At 27.9% G+C, this 18,352-nt stretch carries 17 protein-coding genes; 7 read left to right on the plus strand and 10 right to left on the minus strand.

Annotation, left to right across the window (positions count from 1 at the left end):
- Nucleotides 1-3 precede the first annotated feature (3 nt).
- The 10 genes from NG904_RS09370 to rpmH form a co-directional block, all read right to left on the minus strand.
- Nucleotides 4-768 (minus strand): ParA family protein, encoded by a 765-nt coding sequence (locus NG904_RS09370; RefSeq protein ID WP_286673978.1) that lies wholly within the window; start codon nucleotides 766-768, stop codon nucleotides 4-6.
- A gap of 183 nt (nucleotides 769-951) precedes the next feature.
- On the minus strand, nucleotides 952-1,731 hold the full coding sequence (gene noc / locus NG904_RS09375) for a nucleoid occlusion protein (RefSeq protein WP_252216567.1): 780 nt from the start codon (nucleotides 1,729-1,731) through the stop codon (nucleotides 952-954).
- 230 nt (nucleotides 1,732-1,961) lie between these two features.
- Nucleotides 1,962-2,681 carry a 16S rRNA (guanine(527)-N(7))-methyltransferase RsmG gene (rsmG, locus tag NG904_RS09380; RefSeq protein ID WP_252231285.1) on the minus strand — a complete coding sequence of 240 codons (720 nt, stop codon included), beginning with the start codon at nucleotides 2,679-2,681 and terminating at the stop codon, nucleotides 1,962-1,964.
- Nucleotides 2,682-2,697: 16 nt separating this feature from the next.
- Nucleotides 2,698-4,578 carry a tRNA uridine-5-carboxymethylaminomethyl(34) synthesis enzyme MnmG gene (gene mnmG, locus NG904_RS09385; RefSeq protein ID WP_252231287.1) on the minus strand — a complete coding sequence of 627 codons (1,881 nt, stop codon included), beginning with the start codon at nucleotides 4,576-4,578 and terminating at the stop codon, nucleotides 2,698-2,700.
- Nucleotides 4,579-4,587: 9 nt separating this feature from the next.
- Nucleotides 4,588-5,958: a tRNA uridine-5-carboxymethylaminomethyl(34) synthesis GTPase MnmE gene (gene mnmE / locus NG904_RS09390; RefSeq protein ID WP_252231289.1), complete on the minus strand. Its 1,371-nt coding sequence runs from the start codon at nucleotides 5,956-5,958 to the stop codon at nucleotides 4,588-4,590.
- Between the two features lie 278 nt (nucleotides 5,959-6,236).
- Nucleotides 6,237-6,863, minus strand: coding sequence for an RNA-binding cell elongation regulator Jag/EloR (gene jag / locus NG904_RS09395; protein ID WP_252231291.1), 627 nt, complete (start codon nucleotides 6,861-6,863; stop codon nucleotides 6,237-6,239).
- 47 nt (nucleotides 6,864-6,910) lie between these two features.
- The gene (locus NG904_RS09400; RefSeq protein WP_252216592.1) at nucleotides 6,911-7,690 is read right to left on the minus strand and encodes a membrane protein insertase YidC; all 780 of its coding nucleotides are present in this window, start codon (nucleotides 7,688-7,690) and stop codon (nucleotides 6,911-6,913) included.
- A gap of 25 nt (nucleotides 7,691-7,715) precedes the next feature.
- Nucleotides 7,716-7,925 (minus strand): membrane protein insertion efficiency factor YidD, encoded by a 210-nt coding sequence (gene yidD / locus NG904_RS09405; RefSeq protein ID WP_252216637.1) that lies wholly within the window; start codon nucleotides 7,923-7,925, stop codon nucleotides 7,716-7,718.
- The gene (gene rnpA / locus NG904_RS09410) at nucleotides 7,897-8,274 is read right to left on the minus strand and encodes a ribonuclease P protein component (RefSeq protein ID WP_252216594.1); all 378 of its coding nucleotides are present in this window, start codon (nucleotides 8,272-8,274) and stop codon (nucleotides 7,897-7,899) included. The genes yidD and rnpA overlap by 29 nt, the downstream gene beginning before the upstream one ends.
- Before the next feature lie 62 nt (nucleotides 8,275-8,336).
- Nucleotides 8,337-8,471: a 50S ribosomal protein L34 gene (gene rpmH / locus NG904_RS09415; protein ID WP_252216606.1), complete on the minus strand. Its 135-nt coding sequence runs from the start codon at nucleotides 8,469-8,471 to the stop codon at nucleotides 8,337-8,339.
- Between the two features lie 535 nt (nucleotides 8,472-9,006).
- Between rpmH and dnaA the strand changes: the two genes are divergently transcribed.
- The 7 genes from dnaA to gyrA all read left to right on the plus strand — a co-directional run bounded on the left by dnaA (nucleotide 9,007) and on the right by gyrA (nucleotide 17,945).
- Complete coding sequence (gene dnaA / locus NG904_RS09420) at nucleotides 9,007-10,377, plus strand: chromosomal replication initiator protein DnaA (protein ID WP_252216607.1); 1,371 nt, start codon at nucleotides 9,007-9,009, stop codon at nucleotides 10,375-10,377.
- A gap of 260 nt (nucleotides 10,378-10,637) precedes the next feature.
- The gene (dnaN, locus tag NG904_RS09425) at nucleotides 10,638-11,738 is read left to right on the plus strand and encodes a DNA polymerase III subunit beta (protein ID WP_252216609.1); all 1,101 of its coding nucleotides are present in this window, start codon (nucleotides 10,638-10,640) and stop codon (nucleotides 11,736-11,738) included.
- A 38-nt stretch (nucleotides 11,739-11,776) separates the two neighbouring features.
- Nucleotides 11,777-11,983, plus strand: coding sequence for an RNA-binding S4 domain-containing protein (locus NG904_RS09430; protein ID WP_252216617.1), 207 nt, complete (start codon nucleotides 11,777-11,779; stop codon nucleotides 11,981-11,983).
- A 74-nt stretch (nucleotides 11,984-12,057) separates the two neighbouring features.
- The gene (gene recF / locus NG904_RS09435) at nucleotides 12,058-13,143 is read left to right on the plus strand and encodes a DNA replication/repair protein RecF (RefSeq protein WP_252216619.1); all 1,086 of its coding nucleotides are present in this window, start codon (nucleotides 12,058-12,060) and stop codon (nucleotides 13,141-13,143) included.
- A 14-nt stretch (nucleotides 13,144-13,157) separates the two neighbouring features.
- Entirely contained in the window at nucleotides 13,158-13,418 is a 261-nt protein-coding gene (remB, locus tag NG904_RS09440) for an extracellular matrix regulator RemB (RefSeq protein ID WP_252216622.1), read from the plus strand.
- Nucleotides 13,419-13,465: 47 nt separating this feature from the next.
- Nucleotides 13,466-15,373, plus strand: a complete 1,908-nt coding sequence (gyrB, locus tag NG904_RS09445; RefSeq protein ID WP_252231294.1) for a DNA topoisomerase (ATP-hydrolyzing) subunit B — start codon at nucleotides 13,466-13,468, stop codon at nucleotides 15,371-15,373.
- Nucleotides 15,374-15,395: 22 nt separating this feature from the next.
- Nucleotides 15,396-17,945, plus strand: coding sequence for a DNA gyrase subunit A (gene gyrA / locus NG904_RS09450; RefSeq protein ID WP_252231296.1), 2,550 nt, complete (start codon nucleotides 15,396-15,398; stop codon nucleotides 17,943-17,945).
- Nucleotides 17,946-18,352: the final 407 nt, after the last annotated feature.

Below are 18,352 nucleotides of genomic sequence, written 5' to 3' on the forward strand. Positions count from 1 at the left end.
CTCCTATTCCTGTTTAGATAAAAATTCTTTGGTTAATTTAACATAAGCTTCTGCACCCTTACACTTATCATCATATAACATAATAGGCAATCCAAAACTTGGTGCTTCTGCAAGTCTTATGTTTCTTGGAATAGTTGTTTCATATACTTTGCTTTTAAAGTATTTTTTTACTTCATTAAATACTTCATTGCTAAGATTAGTTCTGTAATCATACATAGTCATGATTACACCTTCAATTTCCAAGTTCTTATTTAAAGATTTTTTAACTAATTGAATAGTATTAACTAATTGGCTTACACCTTCTAATGCATAGAATTCACATTGAATAGGAATTAAAACAGAATCTGAGCATGTTAATGCATTTATAGTTAGTAATCCCAATGATGGTGGACAATCTATTAATACATAATCGTATTCTGATTCAATTTCTTTTAATTTGTTTTTCATTATATTTTCTCTATTTTCTTTTCCTATAACTTCTATTTCAGCTCCTGCAAGCTCCATAGTAGAAGGTGCTATAAATAAATTTTCAACTAAATCAGTTCTTAATATTGACTCTTTTATAGGTATATCTGTTGTTAAAACATCATACATTGATACATTAAGATTTCTTTTATCAAGACCAAGACCACTTGTAGTATTTCCTTGAGGATCAATATCGATTGTTAAAACTCTATGTCCTGCCATAGCTAAATAACCACATAAATTTATATTCGTAGTTGTCTTACCAACTCCACCTTTTTGATTAAAAACACAAATTGTTTTCATAATTAAGCCCTATAAGAGCCTACACCCCCTCTCCCATATTAACATTATATATATATTCCATAAATAATAAAAGAATAATGTAATAAAAAAATAGTATATAAACCTGAAAAAATAAAATTTTTCTTAGTTTATATACTATTAATACTAAAAAGTCATAAATAAGTAATAATTTCAGCTAATCAATTACTTATTATTCTTTGGAATTTTAACTGTTACTTCAATAAACTCATCTGAATCCGTACAATCATATTCAGCAGGTATGTTAAATTTCTTAAATACTTGTTTTATTGTATTTACATACAATTTAGCTGGTAAAGTAGCTTTTATATTAGTTCTTTTCTTGTTTAACTGTTTTCCTGCTAGTTTAAGCAATTCCTTATTAATTAATTCTTCTGTATTCTTCACATTAAGTCCGTCTTTTACTACCTTAGAAACAACTTTAAATTGAAGTTCTGCATTAGGTAAACTTAAAAGAGCTCTAGAATGTCGTTCAGTTAGTTTATTTTCAAGACACATTTGTCTTACCTTAGGATCTAGTTTTAATAATCTTAACTTATTAGCAATAGTAGATTGTTTTTTTCCTATTCTTTTAGCTAAATCTTCTTGAGTAAAATTATGATCATTAAGTAAATTACTATAAGCCTCTGCTTCTTCAATATAATTTAAATCTTCTCTTTGAAGATTCTCTAATAATGCTATTTCTGCTGATTCTGAATCAGTTATATCTACTATATTACATGGAACTACATCCAACTCAGCCACTTTAGCAGCTCTTAATCTACGCTCTCCTGCTACAAGTTCATAAGTTTCACCGATTTTTCTAACTGTTATTGGTTGTATAATACCATGTTGTTTTATTGATTGTGACAATTCCTCAATTGCCTCTTCATTAAAATATTTACGTGGTTGATATAGATTAGGAACTATCTTATCTATATCTATCTTGATTATTTCATTATTCATGTATCTAAACCCATCCCCTATTAAGTTAATATAACAATTTCAATACCAAAATCATATCATTTATATTCTATAATAGCTACATTTTTCCTTTAATTTGTTAATTGTTTTATAAAACAAATTTATTAATATTATCCAATAATATGCAAACTATATCTGAATAAATCTATAAAATATAAATTAATTATTATAATAATGAAACTTATGTAAATAATTGTAAAATTATATTCACACTATTTTATAGGCTTTTTAGTAACATTTCCTGCTTTTCGTGGATATACTTTAGGACACTCTTTTATCTTCTTAACAATAACTAAGTTATGTTTTAATTCAGTATCTTCAATTTCAACTTCACATATATCTAGTAGTTGCCCTCCTAACGTAGCTATAGCCTTATCTGCATCCTTTATTTCTTCTTCCACTGATGGTCCTTTTAAAGCTATAAAGTGACCATTAATTTTAACATATGGTAAACAAAACTCTGATAAAACACTCATATTTGCAACTGCTCTAGATGTTGCTATATCAAAAGATTCTCTAAGATTTTTTTGTCTAGCTCCATCCTCCGCTCTTGAATGAATAGTAACTACATTTTTTAATCCTAATTTTTCTGTTACTAAATTCAAGAAATTAACCCTCTTATTTAATGAATCTAACAAAGTAACTTGTATGTTTTCATTCATAATAGCTACTGGTAGCCCTGGAAAACCTGCTCCTGTACCTACATCTATTAAAGTACTTGCCTTTTTAAATTCATCTCTCTTAAATGCCTTAATTGAATCTATAAAATGTTTCTTTATTATCTCTTCATCTTCTGTGATAGCTGTTAAATTTACTTTCTCATTCCATTCTTGAAGAAGATTTTTGTATATTATAAATTTCTCATATTGCTCTTTTGATAATTCTAACCCTACATCTTGTGCCGCTTTGCACATTAAATCATAAAATTTCATAAATACCTCCAATAAATTATTTATTATAGTAATGTTCAAGATAAATAAGTAATACAGATATATCTGCTGGAGATACCCCTGAAATACGTGATGCCTGACCTATACTTATAGGTTTTATACTATTTAATTTTTGTTCTGCCTCTGTTCTTAAGCCTTTTACATTACTATAGTCTATATCCTTAGGTAATAGTTTCTTCTCAAATTTTCTAAATTGAGCTACTTGTTCAAGTTGGTTACTTATATATCCTTCATATTTAGCAATTATATTTATTTGTTCCCCAATATCTTCTGAAAATTCTTGCCTTTCTGCATCTAAATCCTTTAAGCTAAAATAGTCAACTTCTGGTCTTTTTATTAATTCATAAAAACTTATAGGTTTTTTTAGTTCAGCTGATCCTACTGATAGTAAAAATTCATTTGTTTCTCTTTTATTAGTTATTTGTAATTTCTTTAATCTTTCTAATTCATTTTCAATTGTATTTTTTCTATTTAAGAAAATTTCATATCTTTCATCTGTAACTAATCCTACTTTTTTTCCTATCTCAGTTAATCTAAAATCTGCATTATCTTGTCTTAAAATTAATCTATACTCAGCTCTAGATGTCATCATTCTATATGGTTCATTAGTACCCTTAGTAACTAAATCATCTATAAGAACTCCTATGTATGCATCTGATCTAGTTAATATCATTGGTTCTTCACCTTTAATCTTTAATGCAGCATTTATACCAGCTACTAATCCTTGCGCACCTGCTTCTTCATAGCCTGAGCTACCATTAAATTGGCCAGCACCATATAAACCTTCAACATTTTTAAATTCTAATGTTGGTTCTAATTCAGTAGGATCTACAGAATCATATTCAATTGCATATGCAGTTCTCATTATTTCTACATTTTCTAATCCAGGTAATGTTCTCATCATTTTTAATTGAACTTCTTCTGGTAAAGATGAAGACATTCCCCCTACATACATTTCTAGAGTGTCTAAACCTTCTGGCTCAACAAATATTTGATGTTGTAATTTATCAGGAAATCTCATCACTTTGTCTTCAATTGATGGACAATATCTAGGACCTACTCCCTTAATACTTCCATTATATATTGGTGATCTTCCTATGTTTTCCTTAATCACATTATGAGTTTGTTCATTAGTGTATGTTAAATAACAAGATATTTGTTCTTTATCTATATTTTTGCTCATAAATGAGAAAGGTACTATTTTATCATCACCTGGTTGTTCAATCATTTTAGAAAAATCTACAGATCTTCTATTGATTCTTGCTGGAGTTCCAGTTTTAAATCTCCTTAATGAAATCCCTAAATCTAATAAAGATTGTGATAAATCATTAGCTGGGAATAAACCATTTGGCCCCCCAGAATAACTAACTTCACCTATTATTATCTTTCCTTTTAGATATGTACCTGTAGATAAAATTACAGCTTTAGCTCTAAAAATCCCTCCATTTTTAGTAATAACGCCTGTTATTTTATTATCTTCAACTAAAAGCTCAGTAACCTCAATTTGTCTTATTTGAAGATTTTCTTGTTCTTCTAATACTCTCTTCATTCTAAATTGATAGTCTTTTTTATCAGCTTGTGCTCTTAATGAATGAACTGCTGGTCCTTTAGACGTATTTAGCATTCTTGATTGAATGAATGTATGGTCTATATTCACTCCCATTTCTCCGCCTAATGCATCAATTTCTCTAACTAAATGACCTTTCGCAGTTCCCCCTATATTAGGATTACATGGCATCATAGCTATTGAATCTAAATTTATAGTACAAATTAAAGTATTTAATCCCATTCTAGCAGATGCTAATGCCGCTTCACATCCTGCATGACCAGCACCAACTACTACTACATCAAATTCCCCTGCTTCATAATTATATTTCATATACCACTCCTACTTTCCTACACAAAATTCACTAAAAATCTTGTTTAATACATCCTCTTCTAATTCATCACCTGTTATTTCCCCAAGTGCTTTCATTGCTGACGTTACATAAATAGAAATTAAATCTAAAAATTCATTAGCATTGACTCTATCTAATGCTACTTCACAATTTTCCAATGATCTATATAATGCTTGCTTATGTCTAACATTAGAGACTATTAAACTCTCACTATTTATATCTCCACTAAAAAATAACTCTTTTATTTTATTTTTTAATTCATCAATTCCATAACCAGTTTTAGCTGAAATATTTATTTGATTATCCAAATCAATATCTGCTATTTTTCTATCTAAATCCGTTTTATTTAATAATACTATGTGATTCTTGTCTTTTATAGTATTAATTATTTCCTTATCTTCCTCTTCCAACTCTCTAGATGAATCTAATATTAAAATAATTAGATCTGCTTCTTCAATCTTTTCTCTAGATCTTTCAACGCCTATCTTCTCAACTGTGTCCTCAGTCTCTCTTATCCCTGCTGTATCAGTTATTTTTATAGGTATACCATCTATATTTAAATACTCTTCGATTATATCTCTTGTAGTACCAGGAATATCTGTTACTATAGCTCTTTTTTCTTTTAATAGCACATTAAGTAAAGATGATTTTCCTACATTAGGCTTACCAATAATAACAACATTAAGACCATCTCTAATTATTTTACCTTCATCTGCCCCTTTTAATAGTTCCTTAACCTTTAAAATAGTAGTTTTTATTCCATCTTTAACCCTTAAAACTAAAGTATCATCAATATCTTCATCGTCTTCTGTAAAATCTACTCCGTACTCAATTAGTGCTAAGGTATTTAATAAATATTGTCTTATTTCTTTAATTTGCTTTGATAAAGCTCCACCACTTTGCATAAGTGCTGACTTCATAGATAAATCTGTTTTAGCTTTTATTATATCAATAACTGCTTCAGCTTGACTTAAATCAATTCTACCATTTAAAAATGCTCTCTTTGTAAATTCTCCTGGTTCTGCAACTCTTGCACCCGCTTTAATAACCTGATTCATTACACTATTTGTTGATATAACACCACCATGACAGTTGATTTCTATTATATCCTCAGTAGTATAGCTATGAGGTCCCTTCATATAGCTTATAATAACCTCGTCAATTACATCTTTACTCTCAAGCTCTATAATATGTCCATATCTCATAGTATAAGTTTTCATTTGTTTTAAATCTATATTATTTTTACTAACAAATATTTTGCTAATTATATCTAATGCTTTACTTCCAGAAATTCTAATAATAGAAACTCCACCCTCACCAATAGGGGTTGCTATACCACAAATGGTATCAAATTCTCTCATAATCTGATTCTCCTCATGTTATTAATTTTGTGATTTATTTGTATTATTATAACCAATGAATATCGAATTAGTCAAAATCACATGCATTAGCTCTATTTTATCAAATTATTGATATCTGCATAAGTAAATTAAACTAAGTAATTGAACTTATGAATACTAAAATGAGTAAAGTCCAATTACAATGCCACTTTACCTACTATATATATTAAAATATGTTTAAAATATAGCTATATATTAAATTAAAACCAAAAAGGAAAGCCTCATCAAGGCTTTCCTTTTTAATTCTTTTTAAGTTCTACAACAACTCTTCTAAAAGGTTCTTTTCCTTCACTATAAGTGTTAACAAATGAATTATCTTGTAAAGCTGAATGAATTATTCTTCTTTCATAAGGATTCATCGGTTCTAATCTAAATAGTCTGCCCGTTCTCTTTACTTTTTCAGCAGTTTTATTTGCAACATTCTTGAGAGTTTCTTCTCTCTTTTTTCTATAATTCTCTATATCAAGTACGATTCTTTTATATTGAATGCTGCTATCTTTGTTAATCATTAAAGAAATAAGGCATTGTAATGAATCTAAGGTCTCTCCCCTATAGCCGATAAGCAAGCCTAGTTTATCACCTGACAAACTTATATTTATCACATTATCTTGTTCATTAATATCTATTTCTGCCTTTATGCCCATAGAATCAAGAATTTTGTTTATAAAATTTCTTATATCATCAATATAGTTATGTTTTAAGGTTACTTTTATTCTAGCTCGTTTAGTACTTATAAAGCTAAATAACCCTTTTGAACCACGTTGTAAAACCTCAACATCTACCATATCTTTTGTTGTATTTAACTCAAGTAAAGCTTTATTTAAGGCTTCTTCAACATTTTTCCCCTCTAATTCCACTGATCTCATTCCCTAATTCACCACCTTATTATATAAAGAAAGTATATATTAAAAAATTATTTTTTCTTTTTACTTTTCTTCTTTGTACTAGCTAAATTCTTAGGTTCTTCAACAATCATAGAAAAACTAGAATCTGAAGATTCTGAAACAGCTGTTTCTGCAGCTGCTAATGCAACCTTTTTCTTAGCTGGTAAATAATTTAAGAAATATGTTTGTATAGTTTGAATAACATTTCCTATTATCCAATATAAAACTAATATTGATTTAAAGTTTATTGACATAACTCCCATCATTACTGCCATAACTAAGCTCATAGTACCCATATTCATAGGTGAATCGTCCATTGGAGTAGCTTTTGTCATTAAGTAAGATGGTAAGTATGTTGATAAGGCTGCTAAAATAGGTAATATCATCGTCTTATCTCTAGCACCTAAATCTGCAATCCATAAAAATGATGCTCCATTCATGCCTTCTATTCTAAAGAATACATAATATAAAGCCATTAATATTGGTAATGGTAATAATGATGGAACACATCCTCCAGTTAAACTAACATTATTTTCTTTATAAAATTTTCTCATTTCTTCATTTAATTTTTCTGGATTACTCTTATATTTTTCTTGAATCTTTTTCATTTGCGGTTGAACCGCTTGCATTTTCTGAGTAGACTTTGCTGCTTTTATGTTAAGTGGCAATATAAGTAGTCTAATCATTAATGTAAATATAAGAATCGCTAACACATACGATAATCCAACATCTGAAACACCTAGGTTTAAGATGGAATCATGTAGATAATTGAATATATTAGCCATAAACTGAATTATCTTTTCAAACATTAAAATCTATACCTCCTAAACTTCATTACTTTACAGGATCATACCCACCTTTACAAAAAGGATTACACCTTAAAATTCTATACAGAGCCATTAAACTTCCTTTAATAACACCGTACTTATTTATGGCATCCAATGCATACTGTGAGCAAGTTGGCGTAAATCTACAACATGGACTTCTCCCAGGTGAAATAGATTTTCTATAAAATTTAATTAGACTTAATACAACTTTTTTCATCATAATATAAGCCTGCCTTTTTAATTAAATTCTTCATCGCCTTTTCAGTTTCAAAATAATTACTATCTCTCATAGGATTTCTTGCTACAAACACACAATCATATCCTTTTAATATATTATTATAATTTAATCTAAAGCTCTCGCTTAATAATCTCTTACATTTACTTCTAACAACACTGTTTCCAACTTTTTTACTTACAGAAATTCCTACTTTACTATATGCGATACCATCTTTGTCTTTGTTTCTTTTATTTTTCAATACATATAGAACCAAAGTCTTATTAGCAAATGATTTCCCTCTTCTATATACAATTATAAATTCTATATTTTTTTTTAATCTATAAATCATACGGTATTTCCATTACTCCTTTTTTCCTGCATTTGCAGAAAAAAGGCCACTTAATGCGGCCCTTATGCTGTTAATTTTTTTCTTCCTTTTTGTCTTCTATTTCTAAGAATGTTTCTTCCTGATTGAGTGCTCATTCTTTTTCTGAAGCCATGTTCCTTTTTTCTTTGTCTCTTTTTTGGTTGATAAGTCATGAACATTTAAAATGCACCCCCTTAATTTTTATTATTTATAGTAAAAACTATACTTTGCGGTTATTTTAAAATTACTTTTCTATTATATATATATCCTAATTTTCTGTCAAGATACAGTCTATTGTTGATAAATATTTATTAAACATAATATTTTTGTGGATAACTTATTGAATCTCCCTGTTTACTTATGATATTATAAATACTATAACTGTGAATAACTTAATTTAATAAATATTTATCCACAGCTGTGGATAAATATGTGAATAACTTGTTTACTTTTAATTTTATTTTTTAAAATTATTTTATATTTTCTCACTATAATTGAAATTATATACTATCGATTGATGTTTATATCTATTTTTTATAATTGTTGATAAGTATATAGTTTAATTTTTTTTCTAAATAAGTTATCCACATGTGTATAAGTTTATTCGCTTAGTCAACAATTAAAATATATTGTTTATTATATTGTTAATATCTTGTTAATAATTTATATATACCTTAAAAAAAATTTTTTTTTAATAATATTTGGAGGATAGAGATGGATGCTGACCTAAATAAATTATGGGAAAAAACCTTGAATATAGTAAAAAGTGAAATGAGTGAAGTCAGTTTCAATACTTGGATTAAAAGTTGTGAACCTATTTCTATATCTGATAAAAGTATAAAAATAAGCGTTCCAAATTCTTTTACTAAAGATATTTTAGACAAAAGATATAAAAGTTTGGTTGCTAATTCTATAGAAGCTGTTTGTTCTAAATTATATGATATAGAATTTTTAATAGAATCAGATCTTAATAATGAAGATGAATTAAATAGTAATGATAACTCTAGTAAAAGTATGAATAAAAATTCTAGAAGAAATATAGTTGTAAATGATGAAATGTCTTCAACTTTAAATCCTAAATATACTTTTAATTCATTTGTAATAGGTAATAGTAATAGATTTGCTCATGCAGCTTCACTTGCCGTTGCTGAAGCTCCTGCTAAAGCGTACAATCCTTTATTTATATATGGAGGCGTTGGACTTGGCAAAACGCATTTAATGCATGCAATCGGACACTATATTTTACAAAATAACACTAAAGCTAAAGTCGTTTATGTTTCTTCAGAAAAATTTACAAACGAATTAATAAACGCCATCAAAGATGATAAAAATGAAGAATTCAGAAAAAAATACAGAAATGTAGATGTTTTACTTATAGATGATATTCAATTCATTGCTGGAAAAGAGCGTACTCAAGAAGAATTTTTCCATACTTTTAATGAACTACATGACGCAAATAAACAAATAATTCTATCATCTGATCGTCCACCAAAAGAAATTCCAACATTAGAAGATAGATTAAGATCTAGATTTGAATGGGGCTTAATTGCTGATATTCAAGTACCAGATTTTGAAACTAGAATGGCAATTCTTAAGAAAAAAGCCGATGTAGAAAATTTAAAAGTAGCAAATGAAGTTATGGGATACATTGCTACAAAAATTAAATCTAATATCAGAGAGTTAGAAGGCGCATTAATAAGAATAATTGCTTATTCATCTTTAACTAATAGAGAAGTTACTGTTGATTTAGCTTCAGAAGCATTAAAAGATATAATTTCTAAAAAGCAAGGTAAACACGTAACTATAGCATCAATTCAAGAAATAGTTGCTAATTATTTTAACTTAAAAATAGATGATTTAAAATCTCAAAGAAGAACTAGAAATGTAGCTTATCCAAGGCAAATAGCTATGTATTTAAGCCGAAAACTAACAGATATGTCTTTACCGAAAATAGGAGAAGAATTTGGCGGTAGAGATCATACTACTGTAATTCATGCTTATGAAAAAATATCTGAAAATCTAAAGAATGATGAGAACTTACAGCATACTGTTTCTGACATTACAAAGAAGGTTTCTCAAAATTAATTAACATATGTACATAATAAGTATTGAATAACTTGTGGATAACTATATTTTAATAATACTATGTTGAAAACTGTGGATAAGGTATGCTTTTAGTTACCGACTTATCCACAATCTTTTTGCATAAAATTCCGTTGATATTACTAGGATTACAGTACTTATCAACAAATTAACAGCCCCTACTACTATTACTATTATATATAAATATATATCTATTCTAATTAAATTTAAAAATATATGTGAATAATTAAGGAGGATTTTTTATGATCTTTATATGTGAAAAACATAAATTATTAGAGGGTATTTCTATAGTTCAAAAAGCTATTACAGGAAAATCAACAATGAAAGTATTAGACGGTATTTACATAAATGCTACTAATGATGGTTTAAGATTAATAGGTTCAGATATGGATCTTAGTATTCAAACATTAGTTAAGTCAGATGTTTTGGACAAAGGTGAGATAGTTATTGATGCTAAAATATTTGGAGAGATTATTAGAAAACTTCCAAACTCTGATATAAAAATAGAGACAATAAAAGAAGATGTAATACAAATTACTTGTGAAAAATCAGTTTTCAATGTTGTATGTATGAATGCTGATGAATTCCCTTCATTACCTAATATTAACGAAGATTTAAAAGTAGAAGTTAATGAAAGCATTTTAAAAAATATGATTAAGGGAACCTCTTTTTCTATTGCACAAGATGAAGCAAGACCTATTTTACAAGGGATATTATTTCAAGTTAAAGATAGAACTTTAAATTTAGTTGCACTTGATGGATATAGATTAGCTATAAGAAGTGAATTTTTAGATAATGATATTAATTTAGAGGTTGTTATCCCAGGAAAGACATTAGTTGAAGTATCAAAAATTCTAGAAGATCATGATAAAAATGTAGATATAACATTTACTAATAATCATATATTATTTAATTTAGAAAATACTAAAATTATATCAAGATTACTAGATGGAAAATTTGTTAATTACATTTCATTATTACCTCAAGAACATAAATTATTAGTTACCGTAAAGAAAGAAGAATTACAAAACGGTATAGAAAGAGCATCTTTAATGGCCAAAGATGGAAATAATAATTTAATCAATTTAGACATTAAAGAAGACACTGTAATAATAACATCTAATTCTCAATTGGGAAAAGTTAGGGAAGAAGTCTCAATAAATTTGCAAGGCGATGAAATTGAAATTGCATTTAATTCGAGATATTTATTAGACGTTCTTAAGAATATGGAAAGTGATGAGATAATTTTAGAAATGACATCAGGAGTAAGTCCATGTGTCATAAAAGAAAAAAATGGAGAAAATTCTCAATATTTAGTTTTACCAGTAAGACAAATGAGATAAGGAGGAAGTAAATATTTATTAATATTTATGCAAAAATTATGAATAAAATTGAGATCAATACTGAAATTATAAAATTAGATGCATTTTTGAAATGGAGTGGAATAGCTTCTCTAGGATCAGAAGCTAAAATTTATATACAAGAAGGTTTAGTAAAAGTTAATGATGAAATATGTTTGCAAAGAGGAAAAAAATTGAAAGTTGGAGATGTTATAGAATTTAAAGATGAAAAATTTGAAATAGTTTAGTATAGCTTTTTAATTTTCTTAATAAACAGGCTATAACTTTTCTATTATGATATAATTGATTATAGGTGTATTTTATGTATATAAAAGCGATAATGTTGGTTAATTATAGAAATTATAATAATTCAGAGTTAAATCTTAGTGAAGGTGTTAATGTGTTTATAGGTGATAATGCCCAAGGTAAGACTAATATTTTAGAATCAATTTACTATTGTGCATTTGCTAAATCTCACAGAACATCACGAGATAAAGATTTAATAAATTGGAAAGAGAACGAAGCATATATAAGTTTACTTGTAGGAAAAAAAAGATTAGACAAAAGAATTGATATAAAAATTTTAAGAGACGGTAAAAAAGCTATAAAAGTTAATTCTATAAAAATAAATAAAATAGGAGAGCTTTTTGGAACTTTTAACGTAGTTATGTTTTCACCAGAAGATTTAAAAATAATAAAAGAATCTCCTGGGATAAGAAGAAAGTTTCTAGATATGGAGTTATGTCAAATCAATAAAAAATATTATTTTAATCTAGTTCAATACAATAAAATATTGAATGAAAGAAATATAATTTTAAGATCAAGAGATTTTAATAAGGATATTTTAGAGATATATGATTTACAATTAATAGAATATGCTGATTATATTGTTAAAGAAAGGTTAGAATATATAGATAAGATAAATTATTATGGAAAATTTATTCATAATGAAATAACTTCGGGAAAAGAAGACATAGTTTTCAAATATGATTCAGGAATAAAGTTTAAAGATAATTTCAAATATGCTTTTCTAGAAAAATTAAGAAGTAATTTGTTAAGAGATAGAGAACAAGGATTAACATCAATAGGCCCGCATAGAGATGACTTTAATATATTAATAAATAATATAGATGTGAAAAAATTTGGTTCTCAAGGTCAACAAAGAACTGCAGTTTTAACTATGAAATTTTCTTCACTTAAGATTATTAAAGAAATTACAAAGGAATATCCGATTTTATTACTTGATGATGTTCTTTCTGAGCTTGATATAAATAGAAAGCGATATGTATTGAGCACTCTTAATGATATACAAACAATAATTACTTGTACCGGTATAAATGATTTAGAAGATTACTTAGATGATAAATCTAAAGTGTTCAAAGTATGCAATGGAGAAATAGTGAATTAAAGGAGGAATATATAGTGTTTTTGCATTTAGGAGAAAATGTTGTAGTTCCTATAAAAGATATTATTGGAATATTCGATTTGGAAAATACTATGTATAGTTCAGATACTATACAATTTTTAAGATTAGCAGAAGAAGATGGCTTTGTACAAAGAATTACGAATGAAAAACCTAAATCTTTTGTTATTGCTGAAGTTAATAAAATGAGTAAGATATATCTTTCACCAATATCTTCTGCAACTTTAACTAAAAGAACTGATATAGAATATAATTCGTAAGTTAAAATTTTAGTTATAAATATTTTTAAATTTAGGAGGAGTCTGTTTTGGAACAAAATAATCAAAGATATGATGAAAATCAGATTCAAGTACTTGAAGGGTTAGAAGCTGTTAGAAAAAGGCCTGGTATGTACATAGGTAGTACTAGTTCTAGGGGACTACATCATTTAGTATATGAAATAGTTGATAATAGTATAGATGAGGCTTTAGCTGGATACTGTAAAAACATAGAAGTTAAAATTAATGAAGATAATTCTATTACTTCATCTGATGATGGAAGAGGAATGCCAGTTGGTATGCATCCTAAAATGCATAAGTCAGCAGTTGAAGTAATAATGACAATACTTCATGCTGGAGGAAAATTTGGTGGCGGAGGATACAAGGTATCTGGTGGTTTACATGGTGTTGGTGCTTCTGTAGTTAACGCTCTTTCAGAACAATGTATTGTTACAGTAAAAAGAGAAGGTCATATATGGAAACAAGAGTACAGTAAAGGTAAAGTACTTTATGATTTAAAACAAATTGGTAACACTGAAGAAAGTGGTACAACAATATATTTTAAACCTGATGCAGAAATATTTGATGAAGTTTTATTTGATTTTGATACACTATCTCAAAGATTAAGAGAATTAGCCTTTTTAAATAAAGGTATTAATATAACATTAATTGATTGTAGAAATGATAGAGAAGAAAATTATTATTATGAGGGTGGAATAAAATCATTTGTATCTTATTTGAATAGAAATAAGACACCGCTACATCCAGAACCTATATACGTAGAAGGAATAAAAGATAAAGTTTCAGTTGAATTAGGATTACAGTATAATGATGGCTATACAGAAAATTTATTTTCTTTTGCTAACAATATTGACACAATTGAAGGGGGAACCCATTTAGTTGGATTTAAAACAGCATTAACTAGAGCTTTTAATGATTATGCAAAAAGATTTGGATTTATAAAAGAAAATGATAAGAACTTTTCTGGTGATGATATAAGAGAAGGTCTTACAGCAGTAATATCTGTTAAAATTGAAGATCCTCAATTTGAAGGCCAAACTAAGACAAAATTGGGTAATAGTGAAGTTAAAGGAATAGTAGATTCTATAGTTAGTGAATATATAGGAATATTCTTAGAAGAGAATCCTGGAACAAGTAAAATAATTATAGATAAGGCTTTAATGGCAGCTAGAGCAAGAGAAGCTGCTAGAAAAGCAAGGGAATTAACAAGAAAATCTGTATTAGAAAGAACAACATTACCTGGGAAATTAGCAGATTGTTCATCAAAAGATCCTAGGGAATGTGAGATTTATATAGTCGAAGGGGATTCAGCTGGTGGATCTGCAAAACAAGGTAGAGATAGAAAATTCCAAGCTATTTTACCTTTAAGAGGTAAAATAATGAATGTTGAAAAACAAAGATTAGATAAAATATTAAATTCAGAAACTATAAGATCAATGGTTACTGCATTTGGTGGTGGAATAGGAAAAGATTTTGATATTGAAAAAATTAGATATAATAGAATAATAATTATGACTGATGCCGATGTTGATGGTGCGCATATAAGAACATTATTATTAACATTTTTCTATAGATATATGAGAGAATTAATAGAGCAAGGGCATGTATACATTGCGCAACCACCTTTATTTAGAGTAGGTAAAGGTAAAAAAGAAACATATGCTTATTCTGATGCTGAGTTAGATGCAGTATTACAGGATATGGGTGGAAAAGATAATTCGGTAGATATTCAAAGATACAAAGGTTTAGGAGAAATGAATGCTACTCAATTATGGGATACAACGATGGATCCATCAAAGAGAATTCTATTAAAGGCTGAAATTGAAGATGCAATGGCAGCTGATGAGATATTTACTATCTTAATGGGAGAAAAAGTTGAACCAAGAAGAGAATTTATAGAGCAAAATGCTAAGAATGTTGTTAATTTAGACATTTAGTACTTAATATGAGGTGAAGTACATGGAATTTAATGAAGGAAAAATTATATCTGTAGATATAAAAAATGAAATGAAAAAATGCTATATAGACTATGCTATGAGTGTTATAGTAGGTCGTGCATTACCAGATGTTAGAGATGGGTTAAAACCTGTTCATAGAAGAATATTATATTCTATGCAAATTTTAGGATTATCACCTGAAAAGGGATATAGAAAATGTGCTAGAATAGTCGGAGACGTTTTAGGTAAGTATCATCCACATGGAGATAGTTCTGTTTATGATGCATTAGTTAGAATGGCTCAAGATTTCTCAATGAGATATATGTTAGTAGATGGACATGGAAACTTTGGTTCTGTTGACGGCGATGGTGCTGCAGCAATGAGATATACAGAAGCAAAGATGAATAAGATAGCTGTTGAAATGTTAAGAGACATTAACAAGAATACAGTTGATTTTATGCCAAACTTTGATGGTGAAGAAGAAGAACCAACAGTTTTACCATCTAGATTTCCAAATCTTTTAGTTAATGGATCATCAGGAATAGCAGTTGGAATGGCAACTAATATACCTCCTCACAATTTAGGAGAAGTAATAGATGGCACAATAATGCTTATAGATAATCCAGAATCTAGTGTACTAGAGCTTATGACTAAAATTAAAGGACCTGATTTCCCAACTGGAGCAACAATAATGGGTCATGCAGGGATTAGATCAGCTTATGAAACTGGAAGAGGTAAAATAGTAGTTAGAGCTAAATCAGATATTGAAGAAGAAAATGGTAGACATAAAATAATATTTACTGAAATACCTTACCAAGTTAATAAAGCTAAACTTATAGAAAACATTGCTGAATTAGTAAAAGATAAAAAGATTACTGGAATATCTGATTTAAGAGATGAATCAGATAGAGAAGGTATGAGAATCGTAATCGAATTAAAGAAAGATGCTAATCCAAATATAATATTAAACTTATTATATAAACATACAAAACTTCAAGATAGTTTTGGCGTTATTATGTTAGCATTAGTAAATAACGAAACAAGGGTTTTAAATTTAAAAGAAGTATTAGTTCATTATATAGACTTCCAAAAAGAAGTTATAACAAGAAGAACTACATTTGAGTTAAATAAGGCAGAAGCTAGAGCGCATATATTAGAAGGTTTAAAAATTGCACTAGATAATATTGATAGAGTAATAAGTGTAATAAGAAACTCATCTACAAGTGAAATAGCTAAAAATACTTTAATGGATGAATTTAATCTTTCAGAAAAGCAATCTCAAGCAATCTTAGAAATGAAATTAAGAAGATTAACAGGGTTAGAAAGAGATAAAATTGATGATGAATATGATGAATTATTAAAACAAATGGAATATTTAAGATCTATATTAGCAAGTGAAGAAAAATTACTAGGAGTTATAAAAGATGAACTTTTAGAAATAAAAGCTAGATATGGAGATGAAAGAAGAACTAGTATTGAACAAGATATGAATGAAATTAATATAGAAGATCTTATTCAAGAAGAAGATGTAGTTATAACTTTAACTAAATCTGGATATATAAAGAGAATTTCAGCAGATGTATACTCAGCACAAAGAAGAGGTGGAAGAGGAATACAAGCAATGTCAACGAAGGAAGATGATTTTGTAGATCATGTAATGATAACTTCGACTCATTCAGATGTATTATTCTTTACTAATAGAGGTAGAGTGTACAAATTAAGAGCTTATGAAATACCTGATGCTGGAAGGCAAGCAAAGGGAACCAATATAATTAATTTAATAGCTATTGAACCAGATGAAAAAATACAAACAGTATTAACAGTAACAGATAAGCGTAGAGATGGCTATTTATTTATGGGAACTAAGCAAGGTATTGTAAAGAAAACTCACTTAAATGAATTTAGAAATTTAAGAAAGAATGGACTAATAGCTATAAACTTAAGAGAAAATGATGAATTATTAAAAGTTAAGATTACTTATGGTGATGCTAACGTAATGTTTGTTACTCAAAATGGTTATGCATTAAGATTTAATGAAAAAGATGTTAGACATATGGGTAGAACTGCATCTGGAGTTAAAGCTATAACATTAAAAGGTGATGATGTAGCTGTATGTATGGATATTGCAGTTGATGATGAAGAATTATTAGTTATTAGTGAAAATGGATTTGGTAAGAGAACTCCTGTAAGTGAATATAAGATTCAGCATAGGGGCGGAGTAGGTCTTATAACTTATAAGATAAGTGAAAAGACAGGAAAGTTAGTTGGTGCTACAGTTTGTAAGATTGATGATGAATTAATGCTTATCAATACTAATGGTGTAGCTATAAGAATAAATGTATCAGATATATCAAAAACAAGTAGATCTGCTATGGGTGTAACTCTAATGAGAACTAATGAAGAAGAGAAAATAGTTGCTATAGCTAAAATACTAAAAAGTGATGATGAAGATTTAGAAGAAAATGAATTTGAATCTAATGAAGAAATTGATTTAGTAAATGAAGATAATAGCTTAGATGAATTAGTAGAGAGAGCAGAAGACGATAGTGAAAATGATATTGATATAGAATAGATAAAGAATTTAAGTGATAAAATAAAAAACTATGTAGGATTTTAGTTACTCCTACATAGTTTTTTTGTTTTATATAAGTATAAAATGCTAAATAAAAGCTTAGTTTAGAGATATAAAGTATATACTAAGAAGTAATGTCATCCTGGCGTGTCAATATAAGAAATATTAAGAAAATAAAAGTAAAATAAAGAATAGTATATATATTTTTATTATATAGAACTATACAATAATAGAGCTGTATAATATATATGGTAAGATAAAACACGTCGCTGAGAGATGCGATGAACAAGTTTAATAAAATTAAGTTTTAGAAATTGAATTTCAACTTAAAAAAACTTGTTGACAAGAAATAACTTAAGTGATATACTTAAGAAGTCGCTTGAGGGCGACACAATAAAACAAAAGTT

The organism is Clostridium sp. ZBS15, assembly GCF_023845705.1.
Lineage (GTDB): Bacteria > Bacillota > Clostridia > Clostridiales > Clostridiaceae > Clostridium > Clostridium aquiflavi.